The sequence below is a fragment of the Pseudomonas sp. PH1b genome (assembly GCF_000633395.1).
GTDB lineage: Bacteria > Pseudomonadota > Gammaproteobacteria > Pseudomonadales > Pseudomonadaceae > Aquipseudomonas.
On the sequence record NZ_AYMU01000011.1, the window covers coordinates 253,508 to 270,495 of the forward strand.

14 protein-coding genes are annotated in these 16,988 nt (G+C 66.4%); 12 read left to right on the top strand and 2 right to left on the bottom strand.

Features of this window, described 5'->3' with window-relative positions:
* Positions 1 to 133: 133 nt before the first annotated feature.
* The 6 genes from U873_RS0119800 to U873_RS0119830 all read left to right on the top strand — a co-directional run bounded on the left by U873_RS0119800 (position 134) and on the right by U873_RS0119830 (position 6,963).
* Positions 134 to 802: a GntR family transcriptional regulator gene (locus tag U873_RS0119800; RefSeq protein WP_025129896.1), complete on the top strand. Its 669-nt coding sequence runs from the start codon at positions 134 to 136 to the stop codon at positions 800 to 802.
* 73 nt (positions 803 to 875) lie between these two features.
* A complete protein-coding gene (locus U873_RS0119805) occupies positions 876 to 1,682 on the top strand; it encodes an ABC transporter substrate-binding protein (protein ID WP_025129897.1) in 807 nt (268 codons plus the stop codon).
* 12 nt (positions 1,683 to 1,694) lie between these two features.
* A complete protein-coding gene (locus U873_RS0119810) occupies positions 1,695 to 2,468 on the top strand; it encodes an amino acid ABC transporter permease (RefSeq protein ID WP_025129898.1) in 774 nt (257 codons plus the stop codon).
* Between the two features lie 2 nt (positions 2,469 to 2,470).
* The gene (locus U873_RS0119815) at positions 2,471 to 3,250 is read left to right on the top strand and encodes an amino acid ABC transporter ATP-binding protein (RefSeq protein ID WP_025129899.1); all 780 of its coding nucleotides are present in this window, start codon (positions 2,471 to 2,473) and stop codon (positions 3,248 to 3,250) included.
* A 23-nt stretch (positions 3,251 to 3,273) separates the two neighbouring features.
* Positions 3,274 to 4,884 carry a gamma-glutamyltransferase family protein gene (locus U873_RS0119820; RefSeq protein WP_025129900.1) on the top strand — a complete coding sequence of 537 codons (1,611 nt, stop codon included), beginning with the start codon at positions 3,274 to 3,276 and terminating at the stop codon, positions 4,882 to 4,884.
* A gap of 747 nt (positions 4,885 to 5,631) precedes the next feature.
* Entirely contained in the window at positions 5,632 to 6,963 is a 1,332-nt protein-coding gene (locus U873_RS0119830; protein ID WP_025129902.1) for an MFS transporter, read from the top strand.
* On the opposite strand, the gene U873_RS0119835 is transcribed toward U873_RS0119830, so the two are convergent.
* Positions 6,954 to 7,850: a LysR family transcriptional regulator gene (locus U873_RS0119835; RefSeq protein WP_025129903.1), complete on the bottom strand. Its 897-nt coding sequence runs from the start codon at positions 7,848 to 7,850 to the stop codon at positions 6,954 to 6,956. The two genes, U873_RS0119830 and U873_RS0119835, sit on opposite strands and share 10 nt — an antisense overlap.
* 115 nt (positions 7,851 to 7,965) lie before the next feature.
* Between U873_RS0119835 and mdlC the strand changes: the two genes are divergently transcribed.
* From mdlC to U873_RS0119865, 6 genes are all read left to right on the top strand, one after another.
* The gene (gene mdlC / locus U873_RS0119840) at positions 7,966 to 9,552 is read left to right on the top strand and encodes a benzoylformate decarboxylase (protein WP_025129904.1); all 1,587 of its coding nucleotides are present in this window, start codon (positions 7,966 to 7,968) and stop codon (positions 9,550 to 9,552) included.
* An 83-nt stretch (positions 9,553 to 9,635) separates the two neighbouring features.
* Positions 9,636 to 11,027, top strand: a complete 1,392-nt coding sequence (locus tag U873_RS0119845) for an MFS transporter (protein ID WP_025129905.1) — start codon at positions 9,636 to 9,638, stop codon at positions 11,025 to 11,027.
* A 64-nt stretch (positions 11,028 to 11,091) separates the two neighbouring features.
* Positions 11,092 to 12,024: a ketopantoate reductase family protein gene (locus U873_RS0119850; RefSeq protein ID WP_025129906.1), complete on the top strand. Its 933-nt coding sequence runs from the start codon at positions 11,092 to 11,094 to the stop codon at positions 12,022 to 12,024.
* Positions 12,025 to 12,194: 170 nt separating this feature from the next.
* Positions 12,195 to 13,670 (top strand): aldehyde dehydrogenase family protein, encoded by a 1,476-nt coding sequence (locus tag U873_RS0119855; RefSeq protein ID WP_025129907.1) that lies wholly within the window; start codon positions 12,195 to 12,197, stop codon positions 13,668 to 13,670.
* Between the two features lie 119 nt (positions 13,671 to 13,789).
* A complete protein-coding gene (locus U873_RS0119860; protein ID WP_025129908.1) occupies positions 13,790 to 15,043 on the top strand; it encodes an OprD family porin in 1,254 nt (417 codons plus the stop codon).
* Positions 15,044 to 15,307: 264 nt separating this feature from the next.
* Positions 15,308 to 16,021, top strand: coding sequence for a GntR family transcriptional regulator (locus U873_RS0119865; RefSeq protein WP_025129909.1), 714 nt, complete (start codon positions 15,308 to 15,310; stop codon positions 16,019 to 16,021).
* A gap of 4 nt (positions 16,022 to 16,025) precedes the next feature.
* Here U873_RS0119865 and U873_RS0119870 read toward each other — a convergent pair whose 3' ends face one another.
* Positions 16,026 to 16,976 carry a PDR/VanB family oxidoreductase gene (locus U873_RS0119870; RefSeq protein WP_025129910.1) on the bottom strand — a complete coding sequence of 317 codons (951 nt, stop codon included), beginning with the start codon at positions 16,974 to 16,976 and terminating at the stop codon, positions 16,026 to 16,028.
* Between the last annotated feature and the right edge of the window lie 12 nt (positions 16,977 to 16,988).

A 16,988-nucleotide genomic window follows, 5' to 3' on the forward strand; every position in this document is an offset into this window, starting at 1 on the left:
CATTTCTTCCTGCCCTTGGAATTTTCCTTCGCCAAATCAGCGGCTTGAAACAGCCCGCGGTGAGCTGGCACGCATCCTGCTTTTTTTGTATTCATGGATAATTGGATACAAAAAGACAAAAGGTGCCTTTCCTATGCAATTCGCTCCCGCCTACGTTGAACGTCAGCCCCTGACCGCCGAGGAGGAGGCCTACAACTTTCTGCTGGAAGCCATCTGCAACGGCCGTTACCGCAAGGGCGAGCGGCTGATCGCCGAGGACATCGCCAGTGAGATCGGCATGAGCCGCATGCCGGTGCGCGAAGCCTTTCGCCGCCTCGATGCCCAGGGCCTGGTGACCCTGCGGCCCAATCGCGGGGCGGTGGTCAGCGGCCTGGACATCGACGAACTGCACGAAGTGTTCGAGATGCGCAGCGCCCTCGAGGGCCTGGCGGTACGGGTGGCCGTGGGCCGTATCGGCGAGCGCCAACTGGCGGCCCTGGAGCGCTTGCTGGACGAGATGGACGACTACCGCGACGAGAGCGCCGAGTGGGTCAGCCGCCACCGGGCCTTCCATGAATACCTGTGCAGCCTCAGCGGCCGGCCGCGGCTGATGAAACAGATCTCGGCCCTGTACTCCCTGGTGGAAGCGCCCATGCGCCTGTGGCTGCAACACGGCGACAAACCCCTCAGCGCCCGCGAGGAACACGCGGTGATCCTCGACGCGATCCGCGCCGGCGACGCCGAACGTGCCGAAGCGGTGGTGCGCGAGCACATCGAGGGCACGGTGCCGGCGCTGATCCAGTTTCTGCAAACCGAACAATAGAAGCGGGCCTGAGCCCGCCTGTGTGTTGACTTTGAGTCCTGCCCCGTTAATCAACGAAGTGGAGTGTCTGGTCATGCATAAACACCGTGCCTTGCTGGTGGCTGTATCCCTTGGGCTCTGTGCACAGTGGGCGGCTGCCGCGCCCCAGGTGCCGGAGCGCCTGCAGAAGGTCGACAAACTCACCTATTGCTCGGGCATGGATTCGCCGCCCCTGGTGTCCTTTGACGAGGCCCAGAAACCCAAGGGCCTGACGGTCGACCTGGGCCTGGAGATCGCCCGGCGCCTGGGGAACAAGCAGGTGCAGTGGCGGGTGATCCCGTTTTCCGGACTGCTGCCGGCGCTGCTGGCCAGGCAGTGCGACATGATCGTCGACCAGCTGTTCGACAAGCCCGAACGCCGGGAAGTGATCGACATCGTCAACTACATGTACTCCAGCCAGTCGGTGGTGGTGCCCAAGGGCAATCCCAAGGGCATCAAGAACCTGGATGACCTGTCCGGGCACAAGGTCGCGGTGCTCAACGGCTCCACCATCAAGACCCTGCTGGACGCCCATAACCAGGGCCTGGGCCAGGCCGGCAAGGCGCCGATGAAGCTGGTGGTCTACAACACCGACACCGATGCCTTCCAGGCCCTGCGCATCCATCAGGTGGACGCCTACGGCACCACCGTGGAAACCGCCGGCTATTACGCCGCCATGGCCCCGGAGCTGTTCGAGGAAGGGGTGCCGGCCTTCAGCCGGATCCTCACTGGCCTGGGTCTGCGCAAGGATGACCCGCAGTTGACGGCGGCGGTGCAGCAGATCATCAGCGACATGCGTGGCGACGGCAGCTACGGCCGGCTGCTGAGCCAATGGCACGTGACCAGCGACACACTCGACTGAGGCGCTCCGACCATGAATTTCAATTGGGATGTGTTCTGGCAATACCTGTTGCAACCCAGCGGGGTGTACCTCACCGGGCTCTGGCTGACCTGCCTGATCAGCGTGCTGGCGATGCTCCTGGGCTGCGTCCTGGGGCTGGCCGCGGCGCTGCTGCGTCTGTCCCGCAACCCCTTGCTGCAATTGCCGGTGCGTTTCTACGTGTGGCTGATGCGCGGTACGCCGCTGCTGGTGCAGATCGTCTTTCTGTACACCGCCCTGGCGGCCGGCGGAATCTTTCGTTTCGATGATGTGCAACTGTTCGGGCTGGTGGTGCCGGGCAACATCCAGGCGGCGATCATTGCCCTGGGCCTCAATGAAGGCGCCTACATGGCGGAGATCATCCGCGCCGGCATCGGTGCCGTGGACAAGGGCCAATACGAGGCCGGGCGCTGCCTGGGCATGGGCTTTGCCAAGCTGATGCGGCGCATCGTGCTGCCCCAGGCGTTCCGGGTGATAGTCCCGCCCCTGGGCAACGAGTTCAACGTGATGCTCAAGAACACCACCCTGGTCAGCGTGATCGGCGTGCAGGAGCTGTTGCTGAGCACGCAGATGGTGACTTCGGCGACCTTTCGGGTGTTCGAGCTGTACCTGGTGGTGGCGATCTACTTCCTGTTGCTGACCACCCTCTGGGGCTTCTTCCAGCGCTGGCTGGAACAGCGCTTCGGCCAGTCCGACCGGCCCGCACCGCCGGCGGCCGGCAGCCGGATGTTCGGCCGCCACACCTTCAAACTGCTGCGGGGACGCTGAACATGGCGCACAAGAGCGAAGAGCTGATCATCGAGGCCGAGGATCTGCACAAATCCTTTGGCGAGTTGCAGATCCTCAAGGGCATTTGCCTCCAGGTGCGGCGCGGTGAAGTGGTGGTGCTGATCGGTGCCTCGGGCTCGGGCAAGACCACCTTCATCCGCTGTCTCAACCTGCTGGAGGAGATCCAGTCCGGGCGCATCCGGGTCAACGGCCGGGCCATGGGCTATCGCGAGCGCGCCGACGGCAGCCTGGTGCGCGACTCGGAGCGCAACATCGCCCGCCAGCGCCGGGACATCGGCATGGTGTTCCAGCGCTTCAACCTGTTCCCCCACATGACCGCCCTGGAGAACATCATCGAGGCGCCGATCCAGGTCCTTGGCGTGCCGCGCAAAGACGCGCTGGAGCAGGCCCGGGCCTTGCTCGCCCGGGTCGGCCTGGCGGACAAGGCCGGGCACTACCCGTCGATGCTGTCCGGCGGCCAGCAGCAGCGGGTGGCCATCGCCCGGGCCCTGGCGATGAAACCCCTGGCCATGCTCTTCGACGAGCCCACCAGTGCCCTGGATCCGGAAACCGTGGGCGAGGTGCTGCAGGTGATGAAGCAACTGGCCGAGGAGGGCATGACCATGGTGGTGGTCACCCACGAGATGGGCTTTGCCCGGGAAGTGGCCGATCGGGTGGTGGTCCTCGACCAGGGCGAACTGATCGAACAGGGGCCGCCGGAGCAGATCTTCAGTCGCCCCAGCCACCCCCGCACCCAAGCCTTTCTCAGCCGCGTGCTGTAAGCCCGCCTGCCGGAGCCTTTGCCATGTTGAATTTTTCTGCCCACGAATATCCCTATGCCTCGCAGCGCCAGAGCGTGTTTGCCCGGCGTGGCATGGTCGCCGCGTCCCAGCCCCTGGCGGCCGAGGCCGGAATCGCGATCATGAGGCGCGGTGGCAACGCCATTGATGCCGCCATCGCCTGCGCCGCGGTGCTGACCGTGGTCGAACCCACCGGCTGCGGCCTGGGTGGCGACGCCTTCGCCCTGGTCTGGAGCCAGGGGCAGCTCCACGGCCTGAGCGCCAACGGCCACGCCCCGGCCGCCCTGAACATCGATGCGGTGAAGGCTGCCGGGCATTGCCAGATGCCGCTGCACGGCTGGACCCCGGTGACGGTGCTGGGTTGCCCCTCGGCCTGGGCTGAGCTGTCCCGGCGTTTTGGCAAGCTGGCCTTTGCCGAGCTGCTGCAACCGGCCATCGAGCTGGCCCGGGACGGCTTTGCCCTGTCACCGGTGGTTGCCCGGCAATGGCAGGCGACCCTGGAGGAGTTTTCCCGCCATCGCGAACCGGTGCTCGATGCCTGGTTCGACACCTTCCTCATCGACGGCCGGGCCCCCCGGGCCGGCGAGGTGTTTCGCAACCCGGCCCAGGCACGGACCCTCGAGGAGCTGGCGGCCACAGGCTGCGAAAGCCTCTACCGCGGCGCCCTGGCCCAGCGCCTGGACGCCCATTCCCGGGCCACCGGTGGCTACCTGCGGGCCAGCGACCTGCAGGACTATCGGGCGCAATGGGTGGAGCCGATCAAGGCCAGCTACCGTGGCTACGACGTCTGGGAGATTCCGCCGAGCGGCCAGGGGCTGGTGGCGCTGATGGCGCTGAAGATCCTCGAAGGCTTCGATTTCCACCAGCGCGACAGCCAGCACACCTGGCACCGCCAGCTGGAGGCGCTGAAGCTGGCCTACAGCGATGGCCTGCACTACATCACCGACCCTTTGCACATGAAGGTGGCGGTGGCCGACCTGCTCAGCGATGCCTACAGCAGCCGGCGCCGCGCCCAGATCAGCGAGCAGGCACAGCCGCCTGCGCCCGGCGACCCCCATGCCAGCGGCACGGTGTACCTGGCCACGGCCGATGCCGAGGGCAACATGGTCTCGTTCATCCAGAGCAACTACCACGGCTTCGGCTCCGGGGTGGTGCTGCCCGACAGCGGCATTGCCCTGCAGAATCGCGGCCAGGAATTCAGCCTCGACCCGGCCCACGCCAACTGCCTGGCACCGGGCAAGAAAACCTTCCACACCATCATTCCCGGGTTCCTCAGCCAGGGCGACCAGCCCTTGGGGCCGTTCGGCGTGATGGGCGGCTACATGCAGCCCCAGGGCCACGTGCAGATGGTGATGAACCTGGTGGATTTCGGCCTCAACCCCCAGGCGGCCCTGGATGCGCCGCGCTGGCAATGGCTGGGGGAGATGAAGGTGGGCATCGAGCACAACGCCCCCCGGGACCTGGCCAACGCCCTGGCCCGACGCGGCCATCAGGTGCAGCTGGACAGCGACCTGATCCACTACGGCCGCGGCCAGATCATCCTGCGCGATCCTCTGAGCGGGGTGCTGTGCGGCGGCACCGAGCCCCGGGCGGATTCCCATATCGCGGTGTGGTGAACCGCAGCTCCTGGCTGGCGGGGCCATGGAGGCAGGCGTAGCTGGCTGTTGTGCTCATTGCCGTGGAGGTCGTAGGCGTGAATGCCGTTGCGCTTGCTCAAGGCACGAGCAGTCATTGCTTCGCCGGGGCCGGGTGCATCAGGCGCACCTTGGGCCCGCAGGCGCTCAACAGCCACGGCATGCACAGGGCCAGCAGACAGAGGCCCAGGGAGCGGGTGGTGATGGTCGGTGATTGCTTTCAGAAGGAGGGCGTGCAGAGCCCGGGCACGATCGCCCAACCGGCGAAGCTTGACAGCCGGGCGCGCGGGCTGCGAAAGCATTGAACCGTTCAATGGATCCAATTGGCGTGATCTTTCGTTTGCCAAGGCAGATACGGCCAGGAGCAATCCCTGGCCTCGATCAATGCTCGATAATCGAACACTATTGCCGGGTATTCATGGGTTTATTAACTCTTTGATAAATCGAATATAAACCCGGGAAACTGTTTTTTTCAGTGCCATTTTCCACGCCATGAGCGGCCTTGCAGGATTCCATTCTCTTGTTTGTGGATCCATTAGCTGGTTGATTAGCGCCTTGGCGATGGCGGGAGCCCTCCCGATCATCCCCCGATAAAAACTACAAAAAGGGTTTCGTCATGAATGGCCTGTCAAGGACCTGCACCCGTCCGGGTGCGGAGTGTCGTCTGTCTGTGTGCACTGCTGTTATCGATTCTGCGCGACGCTCGGCGAGCGGCCGGGAGCAACGCCCATGAGCCTGTCCCTGCAGCAACGGGTGGACCAGGGGGCGATGAATACCTTCCAGTGGCTGGCGGTGGGGATTTGCATCGTGCTGAACATGATCGATGGCTTCGACGTGCTGGTCATGGCCTTCACTGCGGCCTCGGTGTCGGCGGAGTGGGGGCTGAACGGGGCGCAGATCGGCCTGCTGCTCAGCGCCGGGTTGTTCGGCATGGCCGCCGGTTCGTTGTTTATCGCGCCCTGGGCCGATCGCTTTGGTCGTCGGCCGCTGATCCTCTTCTGCCTGCTGGTGTCGGGGCTTGGCATGCTGCTCTCCGCCAGCAGCCAGAGCCCCCTGCAACTGGCTTTGCTGCGGTGCTTCACCGGGTTGGGCATCGGCGGCATCCTGGCCAGCAGCAACGTGATCGCCAGCGAGTATTCCAACCGCCGCTGGCGCGGTCTGGCGGTAAGCCTGCAGTCCACCGGCTATGCCCTGGGGGCGACCCTCGGCGGGTTGCTGGCGGTGTGGCTGCTGAGCCATTGGGGCTGGCGTTCGGTGTTTGTCTTCGGCGGCGTGGTGACCTTGCTGGTGATTCCCCTGGTGCTGCTGTGGCTGCCCGAGTCGGTGGACTTCCTGCTGGCCCGGCGCCCGGCCAATGGGTTGGTACGAATCAACCGCCTGGCCCGGCACCTGGGGCTCGCCGAGCTGGCCAGCCTGCCTGAGGCCAGCCTGCGCGAGCCCGATGCCCCCCGCGGCTTCGGCCAACTGTTGAGTCCGGCGATGCGTCACACCACGTTGCTGATCTGGCTGTTGTTCTTCCTGGTGATGTTCGGTTTCTACTTCGTCATGAGCTGGACCCCCAAGCTGCTGGTGGCCGCCGGGCTGTCGGCGCAGCAGGGCATCACCGGCGGGGTCTTGCTGAGCGTCGGCGGGATCTTCGGTGCGGCGCTGATCGGCGGCTTGTCCTCGCGCTGGCCGCTGACCCGGGTCTTGGCGCTGTTCATGCTGATCACCGCCGGCCTGCTGCTGCTGTTTGTCGGCTTCGGCTCGACCATCGGCACGGCCTTGGGCCTGGGGCTGCTGATCGGCCTGTTCGCCAACGGTTGCGTGGCCGGGCTGTACGCCTTGTCCCCGGTGGTCTACGACGCTTCGGTGCGGGCCACGGGCGTGGGGTGGGGCATCGGCATCGGCCGCATCGGCGCGATCGTCTCGCCGACCGTGGCCGGGGTGCTGCTGGACGGCGGTTGGCAGCCGTTGCACCTGTACGGGGTGTTCGCCCTGGTGTTCGTGTTCGCCGCCGGTGGCCTGATGCTGCTGCGACCGAGGGCCGCGCAGCAGCAACCGGCCTTGGCTCAAGGCTGACCGTCGATGATCGCCTGCGCCACGGTGTTGCAGAACCAGCGCAGGGCGGCGGAGCTGTCGCTGTTGGGATGCCAGTGCAGGGACACCTCGAATTCGCCCACCGGGAACGGCAGTTCGAGTTGCCTGAGACCGCCTTCGAGGGTGAACAACCGGGCGATCTGCGCCGGCAGCACCGCCAGCAGGTCGGTGCCGGGGAGGACCTTGGGCAGGACCGAGAAGTGCGGCACATGCAGGCTGATCCGCCGTTGCACATTCATCTGCTGGAGCACGTCCTCGACGCTGCCGTGGCCACTGGTGCGGGTCACCGTGACATGCCGTTCGGCGAGAAACTGCTCCAGGCTCAACTGTTGCTCGATGCGCGGATGACGATCACTGAGCAGGCACACATAGCGCTCGCGGATCAGCACCTGGCTGCGGGTGCCGGAGAGGGTCTTGCGGCAGATCACCGCGTCGACCTTGCCGCTGGCCAGCCATTCGTTGGCCTGGTCCACCTGCAGCGGCAGGACCTCGATTTCGGCCTCGGGGGCCTGCTGGTTGAGGCGCGCCAGGATCAGCGGCAGGAAGCCCATTTCCCCGAGGTCCGAAAGGGCGATGCGAAACCGCCGTTCAGTGCTGGCCGGGTCGAAATGGCGGGTGCTGTGCACGGCGTTCTCGATGCGCGTCAGTGATTCGCGGAAGGTCAGGTACAACTCGTCGGCCAGGCGGGTCGGCTGGATGCCGTCGCGGGTGCGGCTGAACAGCGGGTCGTCCAGCAGTTCGCGCAGGCGTGCCAGGCCGTAGCTGACCGAGGGCTGGGTGACGAACAGGCGCTCGGCGGCCAGGGTCACGCTGCGGGCGTCGTAGAGGGTGACGAAGGTGCGGATCAGGTTCAGGTCGATGTGGCTCATGGGGCCTCACGGATATAGACAGGTTTTATTCTTGATAGAAAAAGTATCGATTTGATCAATCTGAAGGCGGCTGCAAGAGTACTGCAAATTCTAAAAAACAGCGGCAAAGGTCCTTATGAAAACCGTCCACAGCGCTTCCTACGACATTCTTCGCCAGCAGGGTCTGACCACCGTGTTCGGCAACCCGGGCTCCAACGAGCTGCCTTTCCTCAAGGGCTTTCCCGAGGACTTCCAGTACATCCTCGGCCTGCACGAAGGGGCAGTGGTGGGCATGGCCGACGGCTTCGCCCTGGCCAGCGGCCGGCCGGCCTTCGTCAACCTGCACGCGGCGGCCGGTACCGGCAACGGCATGGGCGCGTTGACCAACGCCTGGTACTCCCACAGCCCGCTGGTGATCACCGCCGGCCAGCAGGTGCGCTCGATGATCGGCGTCGAGGCGATGCTGGCCAACGTCGATGCGCCGCAACTGCCCAAGCCCCTGGTCAAGTGGAGCCATGAGCCGGCCTGCGCCGAGGACGTGCCGCGGGCCCTGAGCCAGGCCATCCACATGGCCAACCAGGCGCCGAAAGGCCCGGTCTACCTGTCGATCCCCTATGACGACTGGGCTCGCGCAGCGCCAGCCGGGGTCGAGCACCTGGCCCGGCGCCAGGTGGCCAGTGCCGGGCTGCCAGCGGCGGCGCAGTTGCGTTCCCTGGTACAACGCCTGGTAGCGGCGCGCAATCCGGTGCTGGTGCTGGGCCCGGATGTGGACGGCAGCCAGAGCAACGCGCTGGCGGTGCAGCTGGCGGAAAAACGCCGCATGCCGGCCTGGGTTGCGCCGTCTGCCTCGCGCTGCCCGTTCCCCACTCGCCACCCGAGCTTTCGCGGGGTACTGCCGGCGGCCATCGCCGGGATCAGCCGCTGCCTGGCCGAGCACGACCTGATCCTGGTGGTCGGCGCGCCAGTGTTCCGTTATCACCAGTTCGCCCCGGGGGATTACCTGCCGGCCGGTACCGAGCTGCTGCACATCACCTGCGACCCTGGCGAGGCGGCCCGGGCGCCCATGGGCGATGCCCTGGTGGCAGACATTGCCGAGACGTTGCAGGCGCTGGTCTGGGCCTTGCCGGACAGCGACCGCCCGATGCCCCAGGCCCTGCCAAGGGCCCAGCCGGTGGAGGAGCAGGGCGGCCTGCTGCGCCCGGAAACCGTGTTCGATGTCATCGACCAACTGGCGCCGCCGGACGCGATCTACGTCAAGGAGTCCACCTCCACCGTGGGCGCGTTCTGGCAGCGGGTGGAGATGCGCGAGCCCGGCAGCTATTTCTTTCCGGCGGCCGGTGGCCTGGGCTTTGGCCTGCCGGCCGCGGTGGGGGTGCAACTGGCGAAACCCGAGCGCCGGGTGATCGGCATCATTGGCGACGGTTCGGCCAACTACGGCATCACCGCCCTGTGGACCGCCGCCCAGTACCAGATTCCGGTGGTGTTCATCATCCTCAAGAACGGCACCTACGGCGCCCTGCGCTGGTTCGCCGATGTGCTGCAGGTCAGCGACGCGCCGGGGCTGGATGTGCCGGGCCTGGATTTCTGCGCCATCGGCCGCGGCTATGGCGTGCACTCGGTGCAGGCCAATACCCGCGAGGAGTTTGCCCAGGCCCTGAGCGAAGCCCTGGCGGGCCAGCGCCCGGTGCTGATCGAGGTGCCGACCCTGACCATCGAGCCCTGAAGCCTTGAAGATCGCCGGGCCGTGGGCCCGGTGTTGCCGACCGCGGCTTGCGGACACACCACAAGAATAAAAAAGAGGTGGCTATGAACACGACTTCCGTCAGCGCAGCGCTGGATGCTGCGCCGCTTCCATCGCGGCCCGGTCCCGCCAGTGCCGATATCGGCACTTTGCTCGATCAAGGCCCCTACACCACGATGCAGAAGATCGTGGTGCTGCTGGCCGCGCTGTCCATTGTCATGGACGGTTTCGACGGCCAACTGATCGGCTTTGCCATTCCGCTGATGATCAAGGAGTGGGGCATCACCCGTGAAGCCTTCGCTCCGGCGGTGGCGGCCGGGTTGATCGGCATGGGCATCGGCAGTGCCTGTGCCGGATTGTTCGCCGACCGTTTCGGCCGTCGCATGGCGGTGATCGCCAGTGTGTTGGTGTTCGGCACCGCCACTTGTGCCATCGGCCTGGCGCCGGATGCGGCGACGGTGGCGGCCCTGCGGTTTATCGCCGGGCTGGGCATCGGCGGGGCGTTGCCCAGCGCCACCACCATGACCGCCGAGTTCACCCCGGCACGCCGACGTACCCTGGCGGTCACGGCGACCATTGTCTGCGTACCCCTGGGCGGCATGCTGGCGGGCTTCTTCGCCTCCCATGTGCTGCCGCTGTACGGTTGGCGCACGCTGTTTTTCATCGGCGGGGCCATGCCTATCGTCCTGGGCTTCCTGCTGTTGGCGACCTTGCCGGAGTCACCGCGTTTTCTGGCGCGCCGGCCCCAGCGCTGGGGCGAGTTGAGCGCCTTGCTTGCACGCCTTGGGCGGCCGATGGCGGAGGGCGTGCGCTACACCGACGCCCTGGAGCAGGCGAGCGAAAAACAGGGCGGTTTCCGCGCCTTGTTCGCCAGCGGGTATGGGCGTGACACCGTCGCGGTGTGGGTTGCCTTCTTCATGTGCCTGACCGCGGTCTACAGCGCTTTCAGCTGGTTGCCGACCATGCTCCAGTCCGAGGGCTTGCCGCTGGCGGTGGCCGGTTCCGGCCTGACCGCCTACAACCTGGGCGGGGTGATCGGCGCCCTGGTGTGCGCCGTGGCCATGACCCGCTGGGGGTCGTTCTGGCCGCTGCTGATCTGCTGTGCCGGGGGCGCGGTCAGCGCCTTTGCCCTGCAGACGGTGGACATCAATCAGAACACCAGCCTGCTGATCTTCGGCTTTGGCGTGCATGGGCTGTTTGTCAACGCGGTGCAGTCCACCCTGTATGCCCTGTGTGCCTTTATCTATCCCACCGGGGTGCGCGCCACCGGCACCGCTTCGGCCTTGGCCTTTGGCCGTCTGGGGGCGATCCTCAGTGCCTTCGCCGGTGCTACGGTGATCACCCGGGGCGGCGCCGAGGGCTACTTGACCCTGCTCGGCTCGGTGATGCTGCTGGCCCTGGTTGCCTTGCTGGTGGTGCGCCGGCACATTCCCCGGCGTGCGCCGGGGCAGGCATGAACTGGCTGACGACCCAGGAGCTGTCCATGAACCACCTCAATCACGTAACCGGCCAGGAGGCTCAATGAACATCAGTATTCTCGGAGCGGGCGCCATGGGCTCGCTGTTTGGCGGCCTGCTGGCAGAGAGCGGCCAGCAGGTGACCCTGCTGGACATCAACGATGCCCACCTTGAGGCCATCCGCCGTCATGGGCTGCGCCTTGCGACCGACAGCGGCGATCGGCAGATCCAGGGCCTGCACGCTTGTCGCCCGGAACAGGCCCGCGGCCAATCCGACCTGTTGCTGGTGCTGACCAAGACCCAGCACACCGAGCAGGCCCTGCGCAGTGTTGCCGCGCATATCGGCCGGCACACCCTGGTGCTGACCCTGCAGAACGGCCTGGGCAACGCCGAGGCGCTGTGCCGGCATGTCGCCCCGGAGCAGGTGATGATCGGCATGACCACCTGGCCCGGCGACATGGTCGGCCCCGGCCATGTGCACTCCCATGGCCTGGGAGTGGTGCGTGTCCTGGCGCTGGACGGCACCGAGCGCCCGGATGCGCTGGAGGTCGCCGCGGTGCTGGATGCGGCGGGCCTGCGCTGCACGCTGGACCCCAATATGTGGACCACGATCTGGGAAAAGGTCGCCTTCAACGCCGCCCTGAACAGCCTGTGCGCCGCCACGGGCTGCACCGTGGGGCAGTTGGACGCCCGCGCCGAAGGCCCGGCGCTGGTTCAGGCGATTGTCCTGGAGGTGCTGGCCGTGGCCCAGGCGCAGGGGATTGCCGTGGATACCCAGCGCTGCCTGGACACGGTGTTCTACGCCATCGCCCATCACCGGGCCCACAAGCCGTCGATGCTGCAGGATGTGCTGGCGGGGCGGGCGACGGAGATCGGCTCGATCAATGGCGAGGTGCTGGCCAGGGCGCGGGAGGCAGGGATCGCCGTGCCCCACACCGAAACCCTGCTCGGACTGCTGCGCCTGATCGAGGCGCGGGCGGCTGGTGAGCCGGCTTAGGTGCATTGGCCAGGACCTTGAACCGGTATGGCCGGGGCGGGGCCTGGTGTTTGTGGGCGAGGCTCGGGCTGGCTGCGCGCCAAACGCGGGCCGCCGAGGCCAAGCCTGCGACCTCGCCACAATGGTTGCACGAATGGTTTATGAACCCAGTTTTTTCAAGGAGTGTTGTCATGAGTGATTCCAACGCGGTCTACAGCGATCTGCACCTGCAACCCATCGCCGGGCAGTGGCGTGCCGGCGCTGCTGGCAAAGTGCTCAAGGTGAGCAACCCGTACGACGGTGCGCTGTTGCTGGAAGTGCCCCAGGCCAACCGCAGCGACCTGGATGCCGCCTACGCCGAAGCCGCCCGGGTGCAGCCGCAATGGGCGGCCTTGGGCCCTTCGGCCCGGGCCCAGGTGCTGCATCAGGCGGTGGCGATCTTCGACCAGCGCCGGGATGAAATCGTCGACTGGATCATCCGCGAATCCGGCAGTACCCGGATCAAGGCCCTGGCGGAGTGGGGCGCGGCCCGGGCGATCACCCTGGAGTCGGCGTCGTTCCCGGCTCGGGTCCACGGGCGGATTGTCGAATCCGATGTGCCGGGCAAGGAGAGCCGGGTCTACCGCAGTGCCCTGGGGGTGGTCGGGGTCATCAGCCCGTGGAACTTCCCGCTGCACCTGACCCAGCGTTCCATTGCCCCGGCCTTGGCCCTGGGCAATGCGGTGGTGGTCAAGCCGGCCAGCGACACCCCGGTCTGCGGGGGCCTGCTGCTGGCGCGGATCTTCGAGGAAGCCGGGCTGCCGGCCGGGGTCTTCAGTGTGGTGGTGGGGGCGGGCAGCAAGATCGGCGACGCCTTTGTCGAGCACCCGATCCCGTCACTGATCACCTTCACCGGTTCGACCCCGGTGGGGCAGGGTATCGGCCGCCTGGCCAGTGGCGGCCAGCACCTCAAGCACGTGGCCCTGGAGCTGGGGGGCAACAGCCCGTTCGTGGTCCTGGACGACGCCGATATCGAGCAGGCGGTGAACGCCGCGGTGTTCGGCAAGTTCCTGCACCAGGGGCAGATCTGCATGGCGATCAACCGGATCATCCTCGATGCCAAGGTCTATGACGCCTTTGCCCAGCGCTTCGTGGCCCGGGTCAAGCAACTCAAGGTCGGCGACCCGCAATCGATCGACACGGTGATCGGTCCGGTGATCAACGCCCGGCAACTGCAGGGCCTGCAGGAAAAAATCGCCCTGGCCCGGAAGGAGGGGGCCGAGCCACTGTACGAAGGCGGCCTGCAGGGCAACCTGCTGGCGCCCCATGTGTATGGCGAAGTGCAGGCCGAGATGGACCTGGCGCGCAACGAGATCTTCGGGCCGCTGGTGGGGCTGATCCGCGCCCGGGACGAAGCCCATGCCCTGGCACTGGCCAATGACAGCGAGTTCGGTCTGTCCAGCGCGGTGTTCAGCGGCAACCTGGAGCGCGGGGTGAACTTTGCCCGCCAGGTGCGCGCCGGCATGACCCATATCAACGATGTACCGGTCAACGACGAGGCCAACGCGCCGTTCGGTGGCGAGAAGAATTCCGGCCTGGGGCGCTTCAATGGCGACTGGGCGATCGACGAGTTCACCCGCGATCACTGGATCAGCCTGCAGCACCGGCCCCGTCAGTATCCCTTCTGATGTAGCCCGCTGAAATTGCCCCGGCCATCCCGGCCGGGGCCCTGAGCAACCGGAGCCAGGCGGGCCAAGATGGCCTGTCGGGGGACGGCTGCGCCCATAAGAAACGGAGAACAATAATAATGAGCAACCGTCCTTCCCTCCTTGCACACTCGCTGCTGGGCACTTCCTTGTCGCTGCTTGGCGGCGGGGTGGCCTGGGCCGAAGACAGCGGCTTCTTCGAAGGGGCCAAGACCGACCTGCTGTTGCGCAACTACTACTTCAACCGAGACTTTCGCGATCACGATGCGCCCAAGGGCCAGATCGAGGAATGGGCCCAGGGTTTCATCCTCAAGTTCAGCTCCGGCTATACCCCGGGCACTGTGGGGTTCGGCCTGGATGCCATCGGCCTGTTCGGCCTGAAGCTCGACAGCAGTGGGCGGGTCAGCGGCTCCGAACTGCTGCCGGTGCATGACGATGGGCGTGCCGCGGACAACTACGGACGGGCCGGGGCGGCGGTGAAGGTGCGCCTGTCGCAGACTGAACTGAAGGTCGGCGAGCTGCTGCCGGATGTCCCGGTGCTGCGCTATGACGACGGGCGCCTGCTGCCCCAGACCTTTCGCGGGGCGCTGCTGGTGTCCCGGGAGATCACCGGGCTGGGGCTGCAGGCCGGGCAGTACCGGGCCGTGAGCCTGCGCAACTCCTCGGACATGCAGGACCTGTCGGCCTGGGCCGCACCGGGGGTGAAATCCGACGGCTTCAACTACGCCGGTGCCGAGTACCGCTTCAACCAGCAGCGCACCCTGGTCGGCGCCTGGCATTCGCAATTGCAGGACATCTACCGCCAGAGCTACTTCAACCTGCTGCACAAGCAGCCCGTGGGGGAGTGGATGCTGGGGGCCAACCTGGGGTACTTCATCGACCGCGACGATGGCAGCGCGCGCATTGGCCGGGTCGACAGCCACACCGCCTATGGCCTGTTCTCCGCGTCCCGGGCCGGCCACACCCTGTACCTGGGGTTGCAGAAAGTCAGCGGCGACAGCCCCTGGATGTCGGTCTATGGCAGCAGTGGCCGGACCCTGGGCAACGACATGTTCAACGGCAACTTCAGCAATGCCGGCGAGCGCTCCTGGCAACTGCGCTACGACTATGACTTTGCCGCCGCCGGGGTGCCCGGCTTGCTGGCCATGGTGCGTTATGGCCGAGGCGACCAGGCCACCACCAAGGTGGGCAATGGCGGCACCGAATGGGAGCGCGACACCGAGATTGGCTACACCCTGCAAAGTGGCAGCCTGAAGAACCTCAGCCTGCGGCTGAACAACGCCACCAACCGCCGCAGCTTCAACAGCGACTTCGACCAGACGCGCCTGATCGTCAGCTACCCGCTGTCCTTCTAAACCACCCCGCAGCGCAAGCCCCTCGTGGCGAGGGAGCTTGCTCGCGCTGGCGTGCGCAGCGCGCCCCAAAGCCAGGCGCCGCGTCGCAAGCGCCAGTCCCTGAACCCCATGCCTGGCCCTCGCGGCGTGTGGTCAACCCGATCGATCGGGAGCCGCTCCCTCGCCACCGTTGGTGTTCGGCTGCAGTTTGCGGGGCGATGCCCGGCTCCCTTGCCCCGGACCTTGCGGTACTATGGCTGCCCACGTTTTCAGGAAGCAGCCTGGATGAGCAAACCCGGTCAAACCGTGCTGGTCGCGTTGCGCAAGATGATCGCCTCGGGCGAGCTGGCGGCAGGCGAGCGGCTGATGGAAGTGCCCACCGCCGAGTTGTTCGGCGTCTCGCGCATGCCGGTGCGCATGGCCTTTCGTACCCTGGAGCAGGAGGGCCTGCTGGTGCGCTTTGGCGGACGCGGGTTCCAGGTGCGTTCGGTCAGTGCCGAGGACATCGCCGGGGCTGTGGAGGTGCGCGGGGTGCTTGAGGGCCTGGCGGCGCGCCAGACTGCCGAGCGCGGCCTGTCCGTCGAGGGCCGGGCGATCCTCGAGCGCTGCCTGGTGCAGGGCGATGGCCTGTTCGACAAGGGCTATGTGACCGAAGAGGACCTTGAGCTCTATCACGACCTCAACATGCGTTTTCATCAAGTGATCGTCGCAGGCAGCGGCAACCCGGCGATCGCCGATGCCCTGGCGCGCAACGATCACCTACCGTTCGCCTCGGTGACCGCCCTGGCGGTGGATCGCCAGGACATGGCCCGGGAATACCGGCGCTTCAACTACGCCCACATGCAGCATCACTCGGTGTTCGATGCCCTGGTCAACGGCCAGGGCGCGCGGGCCGAGGCCTTGATGCGCGAGCATGCCAACGCCACCTTGCGTTATGCCGAGATCTTCGGCGCGGCCCTGGCGGACCAGCGCATGAAACTGATCCTGCCGGCCTCTTAGGGCTTCACAGGTCCAGCACCAGTAACGGGGTTTTCGCCCGCGAACAGCAGGGGATGAACTGATCGTTGCTGGCTTGCTCGTCTTCGCTGAGGTACAGGTCGCGATGCTCCGGCACACCTTCCAGGACCCGGGTCAGGCAGGTGCCGCAGATGCCTTGTTCGCAGGAGGTGGCGATCTCGATGCCTTGCTCCTGTAGCACCTGGACTACGCTGCGATCCGCCGGAACCTGCAACACCTGGCCACTGCTGGCGAGCTTGATCGTAAAGCTGCCGTCGACGCTGTGAGCCATTGGCGCGGCGCTGAAGTATTCGCGGTGCAGGCAGTCATCCCGCCAGCCCTGGGCCCTGGCGCTGTCCAGTACGTGCTGCATGAAGCCAGCGGGGCCGCACACGTACAGGTGCAGGTCATCCTGTGGGGCGGCCAGCACTTGCAAGGCGTCGAGGGCACTCTCGGGCTGCTCATCGAAGTGCAGGAAGACCCGTTCTGCGAAGGCCGAGTGGCGCAGGCGCTGGACAAAGTCCGCACGCTGTTGCGAGCGGGCGCAATAGTGCAGCTCGAAATCCGCGCCACCCTGAGCCAGGCGCTCGGCCATGCAGAGGATCGGGGTGATGCCGATCCCGCCGGCAAACAGCAGGCTGCGTCGGGCACTCGGCTCCAGGGCGAACAGGTTGCGCGGCTCACTGATGCGCAGCCGGCTGCCGACTTCGATCTGTTCATGCAGGTGCCGGGATCCGCCCCGGGAGGCCGGGTCCTTGAGCACCCCGATCAGGTAGCGATGACGCTCCTCGGGGTGATTGCACAGTGAATACTGGCGTACCAGGCCATCGGCCAGGTGCACGTCGATATGGGCGCCGGCACTGAACGCCGGCAAGGGACGGTCGTCGACCGCCACCAGTTCGTAGCTGCAGATATCCAGGGCTTCGTTGTGGCGCGAGACCACCCGCACGTCGATCATCAGTCGGTCCTC